The sequence below is a fragment of the Nocardiopsis potens DSM 45234 genome, assembly GCF_000341105.1.
In the GTDB taxonomy this organism is placed as follows: Bacteria; Actinomycetota; Actinomycetes; order Streptosporangiales; family Streptosporangiaceae; genus Nocardiopsis_A; species Nocardiopsis_A potens.
Genome location: NZ_ANBB01000070.1, coordinates 1 through 18,122 on the forward strand (window position 1 = coordinate 1; position 18,122 = coordinate 18,122).

Below are 18,122 nucleotides of genomic sequence, written 5' to 3' on the forward strand. Positions count from 1 at the left end.
GAGGGAAAGAGCAACAGCCCTGGGCTCAACAAGGTGGGCGCGGGGCCGGGGACCTTGGGGAGAGAGCGGTGGCCCTGGGCTCGGCAGGGTGGGGGCGGGGCCGGGTCAGTGCCGGTCCGGGCCGGACGGAGCGTCCCCTTCGGGGCCCGCGGCCTGATCTGCGGCCTGCTCCGCCCCCCGGGCCTCTTCGGCGGGGGTCTCGGCGGGCTCGGGCGCGGCGCTCTCGCTCTCGCCGCCGTCCTCGCCCCCGCTTCCGGCCGGGCCGCGGGACGCGGCCGCCCGGCGGCGCCGGAGGAGCAGGCCGGTCAGCGGGACCGCGGGGCGGATCCCGCGGCGGTGCCGCCACCAGGCGACCGGGGCGAGCAGCACGGCGGCCACCGCGGCGAACGGCAGCAGCCAGCCCAGCGCCACCGAGAGCGCCTGGGCCAGGCCGACCAGCGCGCGCCAGCCGTAGGCCAGCCCGCCGGTGAAGCCGAGCGAGTCGCCGGGCTCCTCGGCGACCCGGCTCTCCGGGACGGACAGGGACAGCTCGATCGTGCTGTAGGAGGTCCGGTTCTCCAGCGACGCCCGCCGGGCCTGGAGCGCCTCCAGGTCGGCCTGGCGGGTGGAGATCTCCCCCTCGACGGCGAGCACCTCGTCCACGCCCTCCGCGTCCTCCAGCAGGTCGCGCAGTCGGTCCAGGGAGGCCTCCGCCGACTCCACCCGGCTCTCCACGTCGGCGACCTCCTCGGTGACGTCGAGGACCTCCTGCTCCAGGCTGAGGCGGGTGCCCAGCCCGGCCAGCTCCTCCAGTGCCTTCTCGTAGCGCTTCTCGGGGACCCGCAGCACGAGGGTGCCGGACGGCGCCCCGCCGTCCTGCATGCTCTCCCGCTCCACGTAGCCGTCCCGGTCGGCGATCAGCTCCTTGGCCTCCTCGGCGGCGTCCGCGACGTCCTCGGTCTCCACGGACAGCGCCGCGGTGTGCACCTGCTCCCGCGGGGCCGCGTCGACGTCGGTCCCGGTGCCTCCGGTGTCCCCGGAGCCCTGCTCGGCGCCGCCCTCCGCGCCCTCCTCCCGAGGGGCGTCCGCGGGGGCCTCCGCGGCCCGGCCGCCGGCCCCGCCGCCTTCGGGGGCGGTGTCCAGCGAGGCCTGATCGGCGCCCCCGCCGCATCCGGCGAGCAGCAGCAGGGCCAGCACGGCGGCCGGTGCGGCGGCGGCGCGCACCGCGTTCCGCGGGGCGGCAGGGGAGACGGCGGGGAAGACGGCGGGGTAGACGGCGGTCCGGTTGCCCTCAGCGCTCATGCCGGCTTGGACGTGGCCGGGATCACCCCCGGTTGCCGGAGCGGGGTCACATGTCGGTCACGCCGCCCGGAACCGGCCGGGACGTGCGGGAACGTGAGGAACGAGATGCCCGGGTCGGGCGCGGCCCCGCCGGAGCATCTGGAAAGCTGGCGGATATGCAGAGCACACCCCATGTCGCGGTCGTCGGCGCCGGCCTGTCCGGGCTCACCGCGGCCTACCGGCTCGCCGAGCGGGGGGCGGCCGTCACCGTGCTGGAGGCCGGCCCGGACCTCGGCGGCAAGCTGCACGTCTCCGAGGTCGCCGGGGTGCCGGTGGACGCCGGCGCCGAATCGGTGCTGGCCCGCCGCCCCGAGGCGCTCCGGCTCTTCTCCGAGCTCGGCCTGGACGACCGGGTCGTGCACCCCGCGCCGGGGCCGGCCCGGATCTACAGCCGGGGCCGGCTGCGCCCGCTGCCCGAGGGCCACGTCATGGGGGTCCCCGGCGACCCGGTCGCGCTGGCCCGCAGCGGCGTGCTGTCCTGGGCGGGCACCCTGCGCGCCGCCCTCGACCTGGTCTGGCCGCGCACCCCGGTCCGCGGCGACGTCCCGGTCGCCCGCTACATCGGGGTGCGGATGGGCGCCGAGGTGGTGGACCGGCTGGTCGAGCCGATGCTCGGCGGGGTGTACGCCGGCCGCACCGAGCGCCTCTCGCTGGACGAGGCGATGCCGCAGATCGCCCCGATCGCGCGCGGCGAGCGCTCGCTGATGCGCGGAGTGCGCGCGCTCAAGCGGCGCCAGGCCGCGGCCGCGGGGTCCGGCCCGCCCGCCCCCGTCTTCGCCACCCTCCGCGGCGGCCTGGGCGTGCTGATCGACGCGCTGGCCGAGCGGAGCGGGGCCGAGGTGCGCACGCTCAGCCCGGTCACCGCCCTGGCCCCGGAGGACGGCGGCGGGTGGGCGCTGGAGGTCACCGCGCCCGGCGCGGCCGAGCCCGAGCGGCTGCAGGCCGACGCCGTGGTGCTGGCCTGCCCGGCCCCCGCCGCCGCGCGGCTGCTGCGCCCGGTGGCCGGGCCCGCCGCCGGCGAACTGGACGGCATCGGCTACGCCGGGATGGCCATCGTCACGCTGGCCTTCCGCGCCGGGGACCTGCCGGTCCGCCCGGAGGGCAGCGGCTTCCTGGTCTCCCCCCGGGAGGGGCTGACCATCAAGGCCGCCACCTTCAGCAGCGTGAAGTGGCCCTGGCTCGCCGAGGAGCTGCGCGCCGCGCACCCCGGCGAGGAACGGGTGGTGGTGCGCTGCTCCATCGGCCGGGCCGGGGAGGAGCGGGCGCTGCGCCGCTCCGACGAGGAGCTGGCCGCCGCGGCCCTCGCCGACCTGGCGACGGTGTGCGGCGGACCGGTCGGCGCCCCGCTGGAGAGGCGGGTCACCCGCTGGGAGGCCGGCCTCCCGCAGTACGACACCGGGCACGGGGCGCGCGTCGCCCGCGCCCGGAAGGCCCTGGCGGCCCACCCGTCGCTGGCGCTGTGCGGCGCCGCCTACGACGGCGTGGGGATCCCGGCGTGCATCGCCGGGGCGACCCGGGCGGTGGAAGGGCTCGCGGTGGAGCCGGCGGCCGGCGGCCGCCCGGGCACCGCGCGATGACCCCCGCGCCGCGCGGCCGGAGGCGGCCGCGCGGGCACGGTGAGCAGGACGCGCCGCGACGAGGCGGCGCGAGGACGACAAGGAGCCGAACGTGAGCACCGGTAGCAGCACAGAGCAGGCCGCGCGGCAGAGCGACCCCGAGGACCTGAACAAGCTCATCCGCTACACCATGTGGTCGGTCTTCAAGGCCGGGGACCTGTCCGGGCTGGACCGGGCCGCCGCCGGGACCGAGCTGGCGGCGCTGATCGAGGACGCCGAGAAGAAGGGCGTCACCACCCGGGGCAGCTACGACGTGCAGGGCTTCCGGGCCGACGCGGACCTGATGTTCTGGTGGGTCGCCGAGACCTCCGAGCAGCTCCAGGAGGTCTACGCGGCGTTCCGCCGGACCGCCCTGGGCCGGCTCTGCGAGCCGGTCTGGTCGGTCATGGCCCTGCACCGCCCGGCCGAGTTCAACCGCGGCCACGTGCCGGCCTTCCTGGCCGGCGAGGAGCCGCGGGACCACGTCTGCGTCTACCCCTTCGTCCGCTCCTACGAGTGGTACCTGCTCCCGGACGAGGAGCGGCGCGCGATGCTGGCCGAGCACGGCCGGATGGCCGCCCCCTACCCCGACGTGCGGGCCAACACCGTCTCCACCTTCGCGCTCAGCGACTACGAGTGGATGCTCGCCTTCGAGGCCGACGAGCTGCACCGCATCGTCGACCTCATGCGCCACCTGCGCGCCGCCGAGGCGCGCCGGCACACCCGGCTGGAGGTGCCGTTCTACACCGGCCGCCGGAAGAGCGCGGCCGAGCTGGTCGAAGCGCTGGCCTGACCGCCCCCGACGCGAAGGGGCGCCCGCGGACCCGATCCGCGGGCGCCCCTTCGCGCATTCCGGCCCTGCCCGGGCTCAGCCCTCCCGGGGGGCGGGCAGCTGCTCCTCGGAGCCGCCGCGGCCGCCCTGCCGGCGCGTGGCGAACACGTAGAACGGGATCGCCAGGATCAGCACCAGCACCAGGCTCGACCCGGAGTACAGCAGGGTGTCGCCGGCCGGGGCGTTCATCGCCCAGGCGGCCAGGCAGCCCACGCTGCCCAGGATCCAGGCCAGCACGGCGAAGGCGATCCGGCCGCGCGGCTTGGGGTAGACGATCCGGCTCACCATCAGCCAGGCCACGAAGAACACCGCGGCGGTGCCGAGCAGCACCGGCGGGTTCAGCAGCACGATGGTGATCACCGCCATCGCGCCGAACGGGCTGGGCAGCCCGGTGAACGACGTGGTCCCGGGCGTCTCGCAGGAGAACCGGGCCAGCCGCACCACGACCGCGAGCAGCACCGCGGCGGCCGCGGCGATCGGCAGCGGGCCGCCGTCGGCGGCGAAGGTGCCCCAGGCGACCACGAAGAACGCCGGGGCGAAGCCGAAGCTGATCACGTCGGCCAGGTTGTCCAGCTCGGCGCCCATCCCGCTGCCGCCCAGCTTGCGGGCGACCCGGCCGTCGAACAGGTCGCAGGCGGCGGCCGCGAGCAGCAGCACCACCGCGGTCGCGACCGCGCCCCGGTCCAGCGGGCCCGGGGTGCCCGCGGAGACCTGCGCCGCCTGGGCCGAGGCCAGCTGCCAGACCGCCATGAACCCGCACAGGGCGTTGCCCAGCGTCAGGTAGTCGGCGACGGCCAGGCGGACGCGGGGGGCGTCCTGGTCCTCCGCCGCCGGCGCGGCCCCGGAGAGGGCGGCCGCGCTAGTCGCGGTCAAGGCGAGTTTCTCCGGCTCGGACCTTCTGCCCGACCTCCACCGCCGGGGCGATACCGGGCGGGAGGTAGACATCGACGCGGGACCCGAAGCGGATGAGGCCGATCCTCTGTCCCTTCTCCGCCTTCTGCCCCTCAGCGAGATACGGGACGATACGCCGGACCATCGCGCCGGCGATTTGGACGACCGTGATCTCACCGATCTCGGTTTCGAAGGTCCAGATGACGCGTTCATTACGCTCGCTGTCCTTGTCGAATGCGGGGCGGAAGCCTCCGGAGCGGTGCTCGCGCCGGACGACGGTCCCCGCCGTAGGGGCACGGTTGACGTGCACGTTCAGGGGGTTCATGAAGACGGCGATCCGGGTCCGGCCGTCCGCCTGGGTGTCGATGCTCTGCACCACCCCGTCGGCGGAGGAGACCACCCTGCCGTCCGCGGGGACCCGCTCGGGGTCGCGGAAGAACCAGGCCATCCCGGCCGCCAGGCCGACGGTGGGGACGGCGATCGCCTTGCCGGCCCGGGATCGGCGTGCGGCCAGGAGCGCGGCGCCGGCGGCCGCGCACGCGGGCACCAGCCAGGGCGCGGAGCCCTTGGCCATGCGCACGCCGAGGAGGGGGGCGCTCGATCGAGCGGGATGGGAGTGGTCGGTCATGTGGTGCTTTCGTCGTGGAGCCTGGCGTCCGCTCCCGGGGAGCAAGGGGGCGGGCACATGCGTGGGCCCGTCGCTGGACGGGAGGGCGGCCGGAGGCGGACCCGCACGGCCGGCCGCCGGAACCCATGAAGGAGGATGCTATTGCACTGAGTCGTCCGTCTCCAGCGTGAGAGCCACCGAGTTGATGCAGTAACGGTCATCGGTGGGGGTGTCGTAGCCCTCACCGTGGAACACGTGGCCGAGGTGGGAATCGCATCGTGCGCAGCGCACCTCCGTACGTATGATGCCAAGCGAGCCGTCCTCGTGCAGTGTCACGGCGGCGCTGTCCGAAGGATCATAGAAACTCGGCCAGCCGCAGTGCGACTCGAACTTCTCGGTGGAGCGGAACAGCTCGGCGCCGCAGGCCCGGCAGCGGTAGACGCCGGCGGTGCGGGTGGACACGTACTCGCCGGTCCAGGCGCGCTCGGTGGCGCCCTGGCGCAGTACCGCGTACGCCTCCGGGCCGAGCTCGGCCAGCCACTCCTCCTCGGTCCTGCCTGCGGCCCCGGTGACCGGCCGCGATGAATCGTCCATGGTGACGACGCTACCCGTTCGCATCCGTCCGTGCTCGCCGGGTAGGGGCGGGACTTGTCCGAGAACGGCCGCTCTTTCCCTGGTTTCAGCCGCTCCGGCCATGTTCGCACCGGATCGCCCAGGGTAGGGAGAAAAGAGGGTCTCACCGGGCACGGTTTCGACCAGGCGGGAGCGTTCGGCCATGCTCGTCTCGCGGCAAAGAGGGGTCTACCAGGAGCACGGCGGGGTCTACCGGGGAGGGGCCGCCCGGCCATGGGCGGCGGGGGCGGCCGCCGCGCGGACGCTGAGGACGCGGAGCGGCGAGGTCGCGGGCGAGCTCAGGATGGCCGGGGCGCTGGCCGCGGCGCACGCAGGGGCGGCGCTCTACCGCATCCGCCCGGTCCGGTGGAGCGACCGCGCGCTGGCGGCGGGGCTCTGCGCGACCGGGGTGCTGGGGCTGGCCGCCGCGGGGCTGATCGGGGCCGCGCTGGCGCACTGGGCCGATTCCGACCCCGGCGACCTGCTGCCCGCCGCGGCGGGCGCGGTCATCATCGGCCTGCTCCTGATGGTCCTGGTATTCCTGGTCTTCGCGGAGCGGGACCGGGACACCCGGTCCGGCCCGGAGCGCTGAGCGGGGCCGCGCCGGACGGGCGCGTCCGGCGCCCGCGGGCCGGGGCCGTCCTCCCCGGCCCGCGCGCGGCTCCCCGCCCCGCGGGGCGGCGGACCCGTGGAGCTCTCTGGAGAGGCTCCCCTCCGCCCATCACGTCACGGAAGCGCGGCGGAGTCAATCTCCCGGCCGGTGAGGACCGGGTTGCGGCGGGGGCAGGCGTCCCGGGCCGCCGAGCGCCTCCCTCCGCGATGATCTTGACGTTGCGGGGGTATCAGAGCGCTCTGATACCCCCGCAACGTCAAGATCATCGGGGGCCACCCGGTGGCGGGTTCAGGCCTCGAAGTCGTACTGCAGCACGTAGGCCGAGCCGTCCAGGGTCATCTCGTTGAGCTCGACCGGGGCGTGCTCCGAGGTCAGCGCGGTGCGCAGCACGTCCAGCACCGGGGTGCCGGCGGTCAGCCGCAGCGCCTTCGCCTCGGCCGGGGTGGGCATCCGCACCCGGATCTCCTCGGTGAAGTGCGCCGGCGCGCGGCCCAGCTCGGCCAGGCGCGCGTAGATCCCCCCGGGGCCGGTGTCCACCCGGGTGATCGCGGTCTCCCGGACCAGGTCGAGCGGGAGGTAGGAGGAGGCCAGCTGGAGCGGCCGCCCGTCCAGCCGGTACCGGCGCCGGCGGCGGAGCACCACCGTCCCCTCGGCGACCTCCAGCGCCCGCGCCACGTGCGCCTCGGCGGCGACCTCGTCGACCCGCACGTCGTCGATCTCGAACGAGCGCTCGGCGGCGTCGGCCTGCCAGATCGCCCGCCCGGAGCCCCACAGCTCTCTGGACAGTCTGCGCGGGCCGTGTCTGCGCAGCGGCCGGAAGGCGCGCACGTACACGCCCGAGCCGCGGATGGGGACCAGGATCCCCTCGTTGATCAGGACCGAGAGCGCCTGGCGGGCGGTGGCGCGGGCGACCCCGTACCGCTTCATCAGGTCGTTCTCGCCGGGGACCCGATCGCCGTCGGAGAGCCGCCCGGAGGAGATGGCGGCCCGCAGCTCCTCGGCGATCTCGCGGTATACCGGAGGGGACTCGTTATCGGACGTCGGCACGGTTGTCATCCTCTCGCCCGGACTGCGTGGCGCCGCGGATCGCGGTGGGGGTCGGCTGGGGGTCGGCCATGGTCTTCATACCCTCGCTCCCCCCGGTACTCCGCGCCCGGAGGGATTCGGCGGGGCTCATCGAGACGACCCCACACAGCCGATATCTCCACCCGTGCCGGGGTTCATGCGTGATCGGCGGACAGCCGAAACCGGCCACCCCGGCGGGAACCCCGCGGGACCCCCGCGGGGCGGCCGGTCCGTTCTGCACGAGGGGGCGCCTCAGGCCCGGGTGTAGCGGGCGAAGAGCGCCCCCTCGGACTCCAGCAGGTGCTCCAGCCGGAGCGGGGCGGTGTGCGAGGGCGCGTCGCCGGCCACGATCCGGGAGGCGGCCGGGCCCAGCAGGTGCGGGCTGGTGGTCAGGCAGAGCTCGTCCAGCAGCCCCGCCGAGGCGAACTCCGCGAGCAGGTGCGGGCCGCCCTCGGTGAGCACCCGGTTCAGCCCGCGCGCGGCCAGCGCCTGCAGCACCGCCACCGGGCTGACCGACTCCGCGCCGGCGATGATCACCTCGGCGCCGGCCCGCTTCGCCGCGCGGAGCCGGTCCGGCGGCGCGGAGTCGGTGGTGAACACGATGGTGGGGGCGTCCTCCGGGGCGGAGCCCAGCAGGTCGGGGTGGAGGTCCAGGGTGCGCGTCACCACCGCCACCGACGGGGTCGCCGGCCGCCCCTCGCGCAGCCCGGCCCAGACCTCGCGGGGCCGCACCGGGCGGTAGCCCTCGATCCGGGCGGTGGCGGCGCCGGCCAGCACCACGTCGGACAGCCCGCGCAGCACCCCCATGACGGCGCGGTCCGCGGCGGAGCTGAGCTCGGCGGTGCGCCCGGAGGGCCCCCACGCCCCGCCGTCGGCGCTGGACACCATGTTGCAGCGGAGCCAGGGCCGGTCGAGTCCGGCGGGGTAGGCGTAGCGGGCGGCGAGGTCGACCTCGGCGCCGGGGTCGGGCAGCAGGGCGCGGAAGCGCGGGACGGAATCCATGGCTGCGAGGTTAGACCCGGCCGGGCGCCCCGTGCGAGACGCGGCGCAGCAGGGTGAGCGCGCGGTCGATCACCGGGACCCTGCCCTCGGCCGGCACGAACGGCCGGTCGGAGACGTCGGGGTCGGCGGTGTCCAGCACGGTCTCCCAGGCGATGCCGAACTCCTTGCCGGGGACGCGGAAGTCGATCGGCGCCGGGCCGGCGTTGAGCAGCAGCAGGAAGGAGTCGTCGCGGACCGGGCGGCCGTGCGGGTCGGGCTCGGTGATCGCGTCGCCGTTGAGGAAGACGCCCAGCCCCTGCACTCTGGCGTGCCAGTCGCCGTCGCCCATCCGCGCCCCGTCCGGGCGGAGCCAGGCGATGTCGGGCAGCGCGCCCGCGCCGGGCCTGCCGCCCTGGAAGAACCGGCGGCGGCGGAACACCGGGTGCTCCCGGCGGAGCCGGGCCAGCCCGCGCACGTAGTCGAGCAGGTCCTCCTCCTCGGCGGCCCGCTTCCAGTCCATCCAGGAGATCTCGTTGTCCTGGCAGTAGGCGTTGTTGTTGCCGCCCTGGGTGCGGCCGATCTCGTCGCCGTGCGAGAGCATCACCACGCCCTGGGAGCAGAACAGCGTCGCCAGCAGGTTGCGCACCTGGCGGCGGCGGAGCGCCAGCACCTCGACCCGCTCGGTGGGCCCCTCCACGCCGTGGTTGGCCGACCGGTTGTCGTCGGTGCCGTCCCGGTTGTCCTCGCCGTTGTCCTCGTTGTGCTTGCGCTCGTAGGAGACCAGGTCGGCCATTGTGAAGCCGTCGTGGCAGGTGACGAAGTTGATCGAGGCGACCGGGCGGCGCCCGTCGTCCTGGTAGAGGTCGCTGGAGCCGGCCAGCCGGGAGGCGAGCTCGGGGACCACCGGCCGGCCCCGCCAGAAGTCGCGCACGGTGTCCCGGTACTTGCCGTTCCACTCGGTCCACAGCGGCGGGAAGTTGCCCACCTGGTAGCCGCCGGGGCCGACGTCCCACGGCTCGGCGATCAGCTTGGTCTGGGAGATCACCGGGTCCTGCTGGACGATGTCGAAGAAGGTGCTGAGCCGGTCCACGTCGTGGAACTCCCGGGCCAGCGCCGAGGCCAGGTCGAAGCGGAAGCCGTCGACGTGCATCTCCATCACCCAGTAGCGCAGCGAGTCCATGATGAGCTGCAGCGAGTGCGGGTGGCGCACGTTGAGGCTGTTGCCGCAGCCGGTGTAGTCGACGTAGAACCGCGGGTCCTCGTCGGCCACCCGGTAGTAGCTGAGGTTGTCGATGCCGCGCAGGGAGAGGGTGGGGCCCATGTGGTCGCCCTCGGCGGTGTGGTTGTAGACCACGTCCAGCAGCACCTCGATGCCGGCCCCGTGCAGGGCCTTGACCATGGCCTTGAACTCCTGCACCTGCTGGCCGCGCGAGCCGTTGGCCGCGTACCCGCTGTGCGGCGCCAGGTAGGCCAGGGTGTTGTAGCCCCAGTAGTTGGTCAGCCCGCGGGCGACGAGGGCGTGCTCCGGCACGAAGTGGTGCACCGGCATCAGCTCCACCGCGGTGACCCCCAGCGAGGCCAGGTACTCCACCATCACCGGGTGCGCCAGGCCGGCGTAGGTGCCCCGCTGGTGCTCGGGGACGCCGGGGTGGCGCATGGTCAGCCCGCGCAGGTGCGCCTCGTAGATGACCGTCTCGTGGTAGGGCACCCGGGGGCGGTTCTCGTTGCCCCAGTCGAAGAACGGGCTGACCACCACGCACTTGGGCACGTAGCGGGCGCTGTCCCTGGTGTTCCGCCGGCCCGGGTCGTCGAAGTGGTAGGAGAACAGCGACTCGTGCCAGGTGACCGTGCCGTCGATGGCCTTGGCGTAGGGGTCGACGAGCAGCTTGGCCGGGTTGCAGCGCAGGCCGCGCTCGGGCGCGTAGGGGCCGCGCACCCGGTAGCCGTAGCGCTGCCCCGGGCCGATCCCGGGCAGGTAGCCGTGCCACACGAAGCCGTCGGCCTCGGTGAGCGGGACCGCGGTCTCCTCCCCGGCGTCGTCGAACAGGCAGAGCACCACCGCCTCTGCGGCCTCGGAGAAGAGTGAGAAGTTGGTCCCGGTGCCGTCGTAGGTGGCGCCGAGGGGGTAGGGGGTTCCTGGCCAGACTTCCACCATGGGTCGCCGTCTCCGCTCCGGGGTCGCTGCCTCGCCGGTGGGACGGCGGTGCCGCCCGTGGCCCTGCCACCGGTATTGTGCCCGCTTCCGCACCGGATTCCGCGGAACCGGTGCGCGGCGGGGGCGGATTCCCCTCCCGCCGGGGGTACAAAACCAAACCGAGTGGATATACCGGACCGAAACGACCCTGTGGTCGGCAGAGCCGAGGGAGGACCGGTATGGCGCCGTCGGAGACCGGAGGGCCCGCCCGGCCCACACGCAGGCAGCTGGCCTCGGCCCGCTGCTACGACCGCCTGATGCGCAGGGCCGACCCGTACTGGGAGGGGCCGGTCCGCCGCCGGCTGCTCGGCGGGCTCACCGGCCGGGTGCTCGACCTCGGCGCCGGAACCGGGAAGTCCCTGCCCGACCTGGCCGGCGCCGGGCACGTCACCGCGGTCGAACCCGCCCCGGGGCGCCGCGCCCTGCTCGCCGAGCGGGCCCGGCGGGCCCCGGTCCCGGTGGAGGTGGCCGACGCCGACGCCGAGCGGCTGCCCTACCCGGACGCCTCCTTCGACGCGGTCTGCTGCGTCCTGATGCTCTGCTCGGTGGGCGACCAGGCCCGGGCGCTCGCCGAGATCCGCCGGGTCCTGGCGCCCGGCGGCACCCTCGCCTTCATCGAGCACGTCCGGGAGGAGGAACCCGGGGCGCGCGCCCTGCTGCAGCGCGCGGTGGCCCCGCCGCAGCGCGCCCTGCTCGGCTGCGACCTGCGCCGCCGCACCGAGGAGGCGATCGGCGCGGCGGGCTTCGCCTTCGAGGAGATCGAACGGCACCGCCCGTTCGGCCCGCTGGTCCCGTCCCAGCCCATCATCACCGGCCGCGCATCGGCCCCCCGCTGACACCGCCGGGGAGCCCCTGGCCGGGACCCGGGAGAGGACCCGGCCCCGCCTCGCCCGGCCCGCCGGCGCCGCTGAGAGGCCGGCCGGGCCGCCGGCGCGGCCCGGCCGGTCATCGCCGGCCGGGCGCCGGGCCTTCCCGTCGGCGCCGGCGGGGAGTCCCCGGGGTCACCCGCGCGGGCGGGCCCGGTCCAGGATCGCCTCGGTGTCGGTGCCGCGCGGCAGGGTGCCGAACACGTCGCCGCGCCCCTCGCCCAGCCGGGAGGCGGCGAACGCCTCGGCCACCGGCGCCGGGGCGGACCGCAGCAGCAGCGACGCCTGCAGACTCACCGCCAGCAGCCGGACCAGCTCCCGGGCGCGGAACTCGGCGTCGGAGAGGTCGGACAGCTCGGCGCCGATCCGCTTCAGCGCCGCGTCCAGGTGCGGGTCGGCCCCCTCGGCCAGGCGGATCTCGGCCAGGAGCGCCTCCGTGCTCTCCGGGCTCCTGGCCATCGCGCGCAGCACGTCCAGCGCGGCGACGTTGCCCGAGCCCTCCCAGATGGAGTTGAGCGGCGACTCGCGGAACAGCCGGGGCATCCCGGACTCCTCCACGTAGCCGTTGCCGCCCAGGCACTCCAGCGCCTCGGCGGCGTGCGCCGGGGCCCGCTTGGTCACCCAGAACTTGCCGACCGCCACCGCCAGCCGGCGGAACGCGGCCTCGCCGGCGTCGCCGCGCACGCTCCGGTCGGCGGCGCCGGCCAGCCGGGTCATCAGCGTGGTCGCCGCCTCCGACTCCAGCGCCAGGTCGGCCAGGACGTTGCGCATCAGCGGCTGGTCGATCAGCGCCTTGCCGAAGGCCCGGCGCTCGCTCGCGTGGTGCACCGCCTGCAGCAGCCCGGCCCGCATCCCGGCGGCCGACCCGATCACGCAGTCCAGCCGGGTGCCGTTGACCATCTCGATGATGGTGCGCACCCCCTTGCCGGGCTCGCCCACCCGCCAGGCGAACGCCTCCTCGTACTCGATCTCGGACGAGGCGTTGGACCGGTTGCCCAGCTTGTCCTTGAGCCGCTGCAGCCGCAGCCGGTTGCGCGAGCCGTCGTCCAGCACCCGCGGCACCAGGAAGCAGGTCAGCCCCTCCGACGCCTGGGCCAGGGTGAGGAACAGGTCGCCCATCGGCGCCGAGGTGAACCACTTGTGCCCGGTCAGCCGGTAGGTGCCGTCGGCGGCGGGCACCGCCCGGGTGGTGTTGGCCCGCACATCGGAGCCGCCCTGCTTCTCGGTCATCGACATCCCGGCCAGCAGCCCCTGCTTGGTGCCGGGGGCGCGCAGGCCGAAGTCGTAGCTGCGCGCGGTGAGCAGCGGCTCGAACCGGGCGGACAGCTCGGGGGAGTGCCGCAGCGCCGGGACGGCGGCGTAGGTCATCGAGACCGGGCAGCCGTGCCCGCCCTCCACCTGCGACCAGACGAAGAACTTCGCGGCCCGCGCCACGTGCGCGCCGGGCCGCTCGTCGGCCCACGGTGCGGCGTGCAGCCCGTGGCCGACGGCGGTGTCCATCAGCACGTGCCAGGCCGGGTGGAAGTCCACCTCGTCGATCCGGTTGCCGTACCGGTCGTGCGTGCGCAGCTCGGGCTCGTTGGCGTTGGCCTGCTCGCCCCAGGCCCGCGCCCGCGCCGTCCCGGCGAGCCGCCCCAGCTCGTGCAGCTCTCCGGCGGCCCAGCCGGCCCCCTCCCGCTCCAGCCCCGCGGTGAGCGCGTCGTCCGCCGCGACGTCGTAGTCCTCCAGCGGGCTCGCCTGGTTGAACACTTCATGGGTGGCGGGCATGGGGGCGCCGTCCCTTCCGAATCCCGTTCGGTACCGATCGGCGCCAGCCTATCCCGCCGCCCCCGGCCGCACCGATACGGGGAGCGCCCCGGGCCCGGCGGAACCGCTCAGCCCCCGTACCGGGGCAGCCCCTCGGTCTCGATCTCGACGTCCTTCAACGGGGCGGGCAGCACCACGGTGTCGCCGAACTTCATCCGACTGATCGCCTGGTATGCACCCTCGCGAGGGTTCGAGTGGAGAACGATCGAACCGTCCCGGGGGTCGACCAGAAGGAAAAGGGGGATCTCCATCCCCGCGTAGACCTGAGGCTTCAGCTTGATGTCCGTTTCGGCATTACTTCGGGAGACCACTTCCATCACGAAACAGAACGCCTCGGGGTGGATGAGCCAGTGGTCCTCCGCCGCCTCGACGGGCATCACCGCGAGATCAGGAGTCACGTAATCCGCGTTCTGCCCGTGTTCGCCGATGGAGACGACCTGATAGCACTCCAGATCATCTGGAAGTCGGGTGACGAGCTGACGGTGGACTCGACTGACCACAGTGCCGTGCAGCGCGGAAGGGGTAGGGGACACGACGATGCTTCCTCCGAGGATCTCCACCCGATAACCGTCGGGGAGCATCTCGGCCGTCTTCTCGGCGACCGTGCGCAGCGAAGGCTCTTCCGTGCGATTGGAAAAGGCCTCGACTGATTCGAGCCGCTCGGCTGCTGCCACGGACATGGGTTCTGCTCCTCCTTGAGACTCCGCCATCGTAGGGAACAGCCCCTCTCCATGTCCGGGAAATCACCAGGATTCCAGGACTCAGCGTAGTCACCGGAGGGGCCGGTCTCCAGCCTCGCCGCCGTGCCGCCTGGACCGGTGCGGCCGCCGCCCCGGGGTGGGGGCGGCGGCCGCGTGGTCGGTGGTCAGCGGGCGGGGAGGCGGGGGAAGGACGGTTCGGTGCGCAGGGCCTCGGTGTAGCGGTGCAGGGCCAGGGCGGCCGTCTCCGGGAGGTCGCCGAGCGGTTCGGAGACCGCGGCGGCGCCCTCGGACAGGGCCTGGTCGCGGACCCGGTCGGAGAAGAGGCCGGGGGCGAGCAGGTAGGTGGCGACGGCGACCCGCGGGGCGCCGCCGGCGCGCAGCCGGGCGACGGCCTGCGCCGGGGCGGGCGAGGCCATCGAGGCGAACGCCGGGACCACCGAGCGCCACGGGCCGCGGGCGGCCAGCCGCTCGGCGGCCCGGGCCACCACCGCGTTGGCCGCCGGGTCGCTGGAGCCGGCCGAGGCCAGCACCAGCGAGGTGTCCGGGGACGCCCGCACCCCCGTCTCGTGCAGCCGCCGCTCCACCGCGTCCAGCAGCCACGGGTGCGGGCCCAGCGTGGACGCGTAGCGGATGCGCAGCCACGGGACGGCCGCGCTCACCCGCTCCAGCAGCCGGGGCAGGTCCACCCGGCTGTGGTAGGCGGCGGTGAGCAGCGCGGGCAGTACCACCGCCTCGCCCGCCCCGTCCGCGGCCAGGCGGGTCAGTGCCGCCTCCGCGCCGGGCTCGGCGTGGTCCAGGTAGGCGGTGCGGACGTCCAGGTCCGGGCGGAGCGCCCGGACCCGCTCGAAGATCCGCTCGACCGCCTCGGAGGAGCGCGGGTCGGCGCTGCCGTGCGCCACCGCGAGCAGCGGCGCCGGCCGGTGCGCGGAGCGCGTCGGGTCGCCGGCGCTCACAGGTGGATCCCGCACTCGGTCTTGCCCAGCCCCGCCCAGCGGCCGCTGCGCGGGTCGGCGCCCGGCTCGACGCGGCTGGTGCAGGGGGCGCAGCCGATCGAGGGGTAGCCGTCGTACTGGAGCGGGTTGACGATGACGCCGTTCTCCGCCATGTAGGCGTCCACGTCCTCCTGGGTCCAGCCGGCGATCGGGTTGACCTTGACCATCCGCCGGCGCCGGTCCCACTGGACGGTGCCGATGCCGCGCCGGGTCGACGCGTCGTCCCGGCGCAGCCCGCTGAGCCAGGCGTCGTAGGGCTCCAGCGCCTCCTTCAGCGGCTCCACCTTGCGCAGGTGGCAGCAGATGGACGGGTTCCGGCCGTGCAGCCGCGGCCCCAGGTCGCGGTCCTGCTCGGCCACGGTGCGCCGGGGCTCCACGTTGATCAGGTTGATCGGGTACATCGCCGCGACCGCGTCGCGGGTGCCGATGGTCTCGGCGAAGTGGTAGCCGGTGTCCAGGAAGATCACGTCGATGCCCGGCACGGTCCTGGAGACCAGGTCGACCATGAGGGCGTCGGCCATCGAGGAGGTCATGCAGAGCCGGTCGCCGAAGGTCTCCGCGGCCCAGGCGATGACCTCCCGGGCCGGGGCCCCCTCCAGTTCGCGGGCGGCGCGCTCGGCCAGGGCGCGCCGCTCCTCGTCCTCGGCGGCGGTCCGCCCGCCGTCGGTGCGGGTGTCGGTGGCGTTCATCGGTTCCCATCCGTCCCGGTCGGGCCCGCGCCGCCGCCGGCGACGGCGGCGCTGCGCAGCCCGACGAACTTGACCCGGAAGACGCGGGCGCAGGAGTGGCAGGCCCAGGCGTAGCCCGCGCCCTTCTCCGCGTCCCCCTCGTGCGGCACGAGGTCCTCGTCGCCGCAGTACGGGCAGTAGTGGGGCGCTGCCCTCTCGCTCATCGGCGGTCCCCTTCCCGTTCCGGTGCGCTCACTTCAGGTCCGCGTCGTCGGCGCGGGCGGCCCACACCGCGAAGGGCTCGCCCTCCTCCCGCTTCTCCAGGAAGCGGCGGAGCACCCGCTCGATGTAGTCGGGGAGCTCGTCGGCGGTGGTCTTCAGGCCGCGCACCTTGCGGCCGAACGCGGCGTTGAGGCCCATGGCGCCGCCCAGGTGCACCTGGTAGCCCTCGACCTGGCGCCCGTCGCCGTCGGTGACCAGCTGGCCCTTGAGGCCGATGTCGGCGACCTGGATCCGGGCGCAGGAGTTGGGGCAGCCGTTGATGTTGACGCTGACCGGCTCGGGGAAGTCGGGCAGCCGCTTCTCCAGCTCGTCGATGAGCGAGGCGCCGCGCGCCTTGGTCTCCACGATGGCCAGCTTGCAGAACTCGATGCCGGTGCAGGCCATGGTCTGGCGGCGGAACACGCTCGGCCGGACCTGCAGGTCCTCGGCCTCCAGCGCGGCCGTGATGCCCTCGGTCCGGGACTCCTCGACGTCCAGCACGACCAGCTTCTGGTCGGCGGTGGTGCGGATCCGGTCCGAGCCGTGCGCCTCGGCGATGTCGGCGATCCGGGCCAGCTTGGTGCCGGAGACCCGGCCCACCCGGGGGGCGAAGCCGACGTAGTACCGGCCGTCGCGCTGCCGGTGCACGCCGACGTGGTCGCGGCGGACCCCGGGGTCGAGCACCGGCTCCGGGCCGTCGGGCAGCCGGTAGCCGAGGTACTCCTGCTCCAGCACCTCGCGGAACCGCTCCGCGCCCCAGTCCTTGATCAGGAACTTGATCCGGGCGCGGTGCCGCAGCCGCCGGTAGCCGTAGTCGCGGAAGATCGCGCACACCCCGGCCCACACCTCGGAGACCCGCTCCGGGGCGATGAAGGCCCCCAGCCGCTGGGCGAACATCGGGTTGGTGGAGAGGCCGCCGCCGACGTACAGGTCGTAGCCGGGGGCGCCGTCCGGGCCGACCACCCCGGCGAAGGCGACGTCGTTGATCTCGTGGTTGACGCAGTGCACCGAGCAGCCGGAGACCGAGGTCTTGAACTTGCGCGGCAGGTTGGAGAAGAGCGGGCTGCCGATGTGCTCGTCGTAGATCCGCCGGATCTGCGGGGAGGCGTCGATGACCTCGTCCTCGGCGATCCCGGCGAGCGGGCAGCCGAGGATGACCCGCGGGGTGTCGCCGCAGGCCTCGGTGGTGGACAGGCCCACCGCCTCCAGCTTCTCCCAGATGGCCGGGACGTCCTCGATCCGGACCCAGTGCAGCTGCACGTTCTGCCGGTCGGTGATGTCGGCGGTGTCGCGGCCGTAGGCGGTGGAGATCTCCGCGATGGCGCGCAGCTGGGCGACGGTGAGCTGGCCGCCGTCGATGCGGATCCGCAGCATGAAGTAGCGGTCGTCGAGCTCCTCGGGCTCCAGCACCGCGGTCTTGCCGCCGTCGATGCCCGGGGCGCGCTGGGTGTACAGCCCGAACCAGCGGAACCGGCCCCGCAGGTCGGCGGGGTCGATCGAGTCGAAGCCGGCCTTGGAGTAGATGTCGATGATGCGCTGCCGGACGTTGAGCCCGTCGTCGTTCTTCTTGTTCTCCTCGTTCTTGTTGAGCGGCTCCCGGTAGCCGAGGGCCCACTGGCCCTCGCCCCGGCGCGGGCGGGGGCGGGACGTCGTCGTGGAAGGAGGCATTGCTGGGGATCCTCCGTGCGGATCGCGGGGCCGGGAGGCGGCCGCCGCGCACCACGTTCCGGCTCCGCCGCCCGGCACGCCGTCGTGATCCGGGCAGGGGGCTGTTCGGCCGGTTCGGGGTGGGTGACGTCGGCGCCGCCCGGGCCCCAGTGAGAACTGGGCGGGATCATCGGGCGCGGGGTCTGCGGTAACCCGGCGCGCTGCGGCGGAGTCAGCCGACGTGGCGACAGATGGCGCTGCTGACCCGGAGCAGGTCCACGTGCCGGCGCACGTAGAGCATGGGGTCGATCGCAGCCATCATGCTGAAGACGATCGCACGGAGGGCGACCGGCTGTCCAGGCCCGGCCGGCGGGCGGGGGCAGTGAAGCGGGTCACGTCGGCCGCTCATCCGGTTCCGGGCAGGTCACGTTCGGCTATGCGGAGCGACACGAAAAGGCGTCACCGGTCGGG

Annotated in this window: 18 protein-coding genes; 4 read left to right on the forward strand and 14 right to left on the reverse strand. The window is 74.6% G+C overall.

Going from position 1 to position 18,122, the window contains the following annotated elements; all coding sequences use genetic code 11:
* Positions 1 to 105: 105 nt before the first annotated feature.
* The gene (locus D459_RS32985) at positions 106 to 1,281 is read right to left on the reverse strand and encodes a DUF4349 domain-containing protein (protein ID WP_017596079.1); all 1,176 of its coding nucleotides are present in this window, start codon (positions 1,279 to 1,281) and stop codon (positions 106 to 108) included.
* A 155-nt stretch (positions 1,282 to 1,436) separates the two neighbouring features.
* On the opposite strand from D459_RS32985, the gene hemG reads away from it, so the two are divergent.
* Positions 1,437 to 2,897: a protoporphyrinogen oxidase gene (hemG, locus tag D459_RS32990; RefSeq protein ID WP_017596080.1), complete on the forward strand. Its 1,461-nt coding sequence runs from the start codon at positions 1,437 to 1,439 to the stop codon at positions 2,895 to 2,897.
* A 169-nt stretch (positions 2,898 to 3,066) separates the two neighbouring features.
* Positions 3,067 to 3,708, forward strand: a complete 642-nt coding sequence (gene hemQ / locus D459_RS0126805) for a hydrogen peroxide-dependent heme synthase (protein WP_152523126.1) — start codon at positions 3,067 to 3,069, stop codon at positions 3,706 to 3,708.
* A gap of 75 nt (positions 3,709 to 3,783) precedes the next feature.
* On the opposite strand, the gene pssA is transcribed toward hemQ, so the two are convergent.
* The 3 genes from pssA to msrB all read right to left on the reverse strand — a co-directional run bounded on the left by pssA (position 3,784) and on the right by msrB (position 5,839).
* Positions 3,784 to 4,620: a CDP-diacylglycerol--serine O-phosphatidyltransferase gene (gene pssA, locus D459_RS0126810; RefSeq protein WP_017596082.1), complete on the reverse strand. Its 837-nt coding sequence runs from the start codon at positions 4,618 to 4,620 to the stop codon at positions 3,784 to 3,786.
* Complete coding sequence (locus D459_RS0126815; RefSeq protein WP_017596083.1) at positions 4,607 to 5,266, reverse strand: phosphatidylserine decarboxylase; 660 nt, start codon at positions 5,264 to 5,266, stop codon at positions 4,607 to 4,609. The genes pssA and D459_RS0126815 overlap by 14 nt, the downstream gene beginning before the upstream one ends.
* Positions 5,267 to 5,404: 138 nt before the next feature.
* Positions 5,405 to 5,839, reverse strand: a complete 435-nt coding sequence (gene msrB / locus D459_RS0126820; protein ID WP_020380349.1) for a peptide-methionine (R)-S-oxide reductase MsrB — start codon at positions 5,837 to 5,839, stop codon at positions 5,405 to 5,407.
* 181 nt (positions 5,840 to 6,020) lie between these two features.
* Here msrB and D459_RS32995 point away from each other — a divergent pair, with 181 nt between their 5' ends.
* Positions 6,021 to 6,449 carry a hypothetical protein gene (locus D459_RS32995; protein ID WP_020380350.1) on the forward strand — a complete coding sequence of 143 codons (429 nt, stop codon included), beginning with the start codon at positions 6,021 to 6,023 and terminating at the stop codon, positions 6,447 to 6,449.
* Between the two features lie 309 nt (positions 6,450 to 6,758).
* Here D459_RS32995 and D459_RS0126830 read toward each other — a convergent pair whose 3' ends face one another.
* The 3 genes from D459_RS0126830 to glgX all read right to left on the reverse strand — a co-directional run bounded on the left by D459_RS0126830 (position 6,759) and on the right by glgX (position 10,671).
* Entirely contained in the window at positions 6,759 to 7,517 is a 759-nt protein-coding gene (locus tag D459_RS0126830) for a GntR family transcriptional regulator (RefSeq protein WP_017596086.1), read from the reverse strand.
* A 270-nt stretch (positions 7,518 to 7,787) separates the two neighbouring features.
* Positions 7,788 to 8,537: a pyrimidine reductase family protein gene (locus tag D459_RS0126840; protein ID WP_017596088.1), complete on the reverse strand. Its 750-nt coding sequence runs from the start codon at positions 8,535 to 8,537 to the stop codon at positions 7,788 to 7,790.
* Positions 8,538 to 8,547: 10 nt separating this feature from the next.
* The gene (gene glgX, locus D459_RS0126845) at positions 8,548 to 10,671 is read right to left on the reverse strand and encodes a glycogen debranching protein GlgX (protein WP_017596089.1); all 2,124 of its coding nucleotides are present in this window, start codon (positions 10,669 to 10,671) and stop codon (positions 8,548 to 8,550) included.
* Positions 10,672 to 10,889: 218 nt separating this feature from the next.
* Between glgX and D459_RS33000 the strand changes: the two genes are divergently transcribed.
* Positions 10,890 to 11,546, forward strand: coding sequence for a class I SAM-dependent methyltransferase (locus D459_RS33000; protein ID WP_017596090.1), 657 nt, complete (start codon positions 10,890 to 10,892; stop codon positions 11,544 to 11,546).
* 165 nt (positions 11,547 to 11,711) lie between these two features.
* Here the strand turns inward: D459_RS33000 and D459_RS0126855 are convergent, their stop codons facing one another.
* The 7 genes from D459_RS0126855 to D459_RS37515 all read right to left on the reverse strand — a co-directional run bounded on the left by D459_RS0126855 (position 11,712) and on the right by D459_RS37515 (position 17,973).
* Positions 11,712 to 13,343: an acyl-CoA dehydrogenase family protein gene (locus D459_RS0126855; protein WP_026120788.1), complete on the reverse strand. Its 1,632-nt coding sequence runs from the start codon at positions 13,341 to 13,343 to the stop codon at positions 11,712 to 11,714.
* Positions 13,344 to 13,450: 107 nt separating this feature from the next.
* Positions 13,451 to 14,062, reverse strand: coding sequence for a Uma2 family endonuclease (locus D459_RS33005; RefSeq protein WP_017596092.1), 612 nt, complete (start codon positions 14,060 to 14,062; stop codon positions 13,451 to 13,453).
* A gap of 185 nt (positions 14,063 to 14,247) precedes the next feature.
* Positions 14,248 to 15,036 carry a sirohydrochlorin chelatase gene (locus tag D459_RS0126865; RefSeq protein ID WP_017596093.1) on the reverse strand — a complete coding sequence of 263 codons (789 nt, stop codon included), beginning with the start codon at positions 15,034 to 15,036 and terminating at the stop codon, positions 14,248 to 14,250.
* Positions 15,033 to 15,764, reverse strand: a complete 732-nt coding sequence (locus D459_RS0126870) for a phosphoadenylyl-sulfate reductase (RefSeq protein WP_017596094.1) — start codon at positions 15,762 to 15,764, stop codon at positions 15,033 to 15,035. The genes D459_RS0126865 and D459_RS0126870 overlap by 4 nt, the downstream gene beginning before the upstream one ends.
* Positions 15,761 to 15,967 carry a hypothetical protein gene (locus D459_RS0126875; RefSeq protein WP_017596095.1) on the reverse strand — a complete coding sequence of 69 codons (207 nt, stop codon included), beginning with the start codon at positions 15,965 to 15,967 and terminating at the stop codon, positions 15,761 to 15,763. Before D459_RS0126875 ends, D459_RS0126870 begins: the two co-directional genes overlap by 4 nt.
* 28 nt (positions 15,968 to 15,995) lie before the next feature.
* Entirely contained in the window at positions 15,996 to 17,672 is a 1,677-nt protein-coding gene (locus D459_RS0126880; RefSeq protein ID WP_017596096.1) for a nitrite/sulfite reductase, read from the reverse strand.
* Between the two features lie 211 nt (positions 17,673 to 17,883).
* Complete coding sequence (locus D459_RS37515; protein WP_017596097.1) at positions 17,884 to 17,973, reverse strand: putative leader peptide; 90 nt, start codon at positions 17,971 to 17,973, stop codon at positions 17,884 to 17,886.
* Between the last annotated feature and the right edge of the window lie 149 nt (positions 17,974 to 18,122).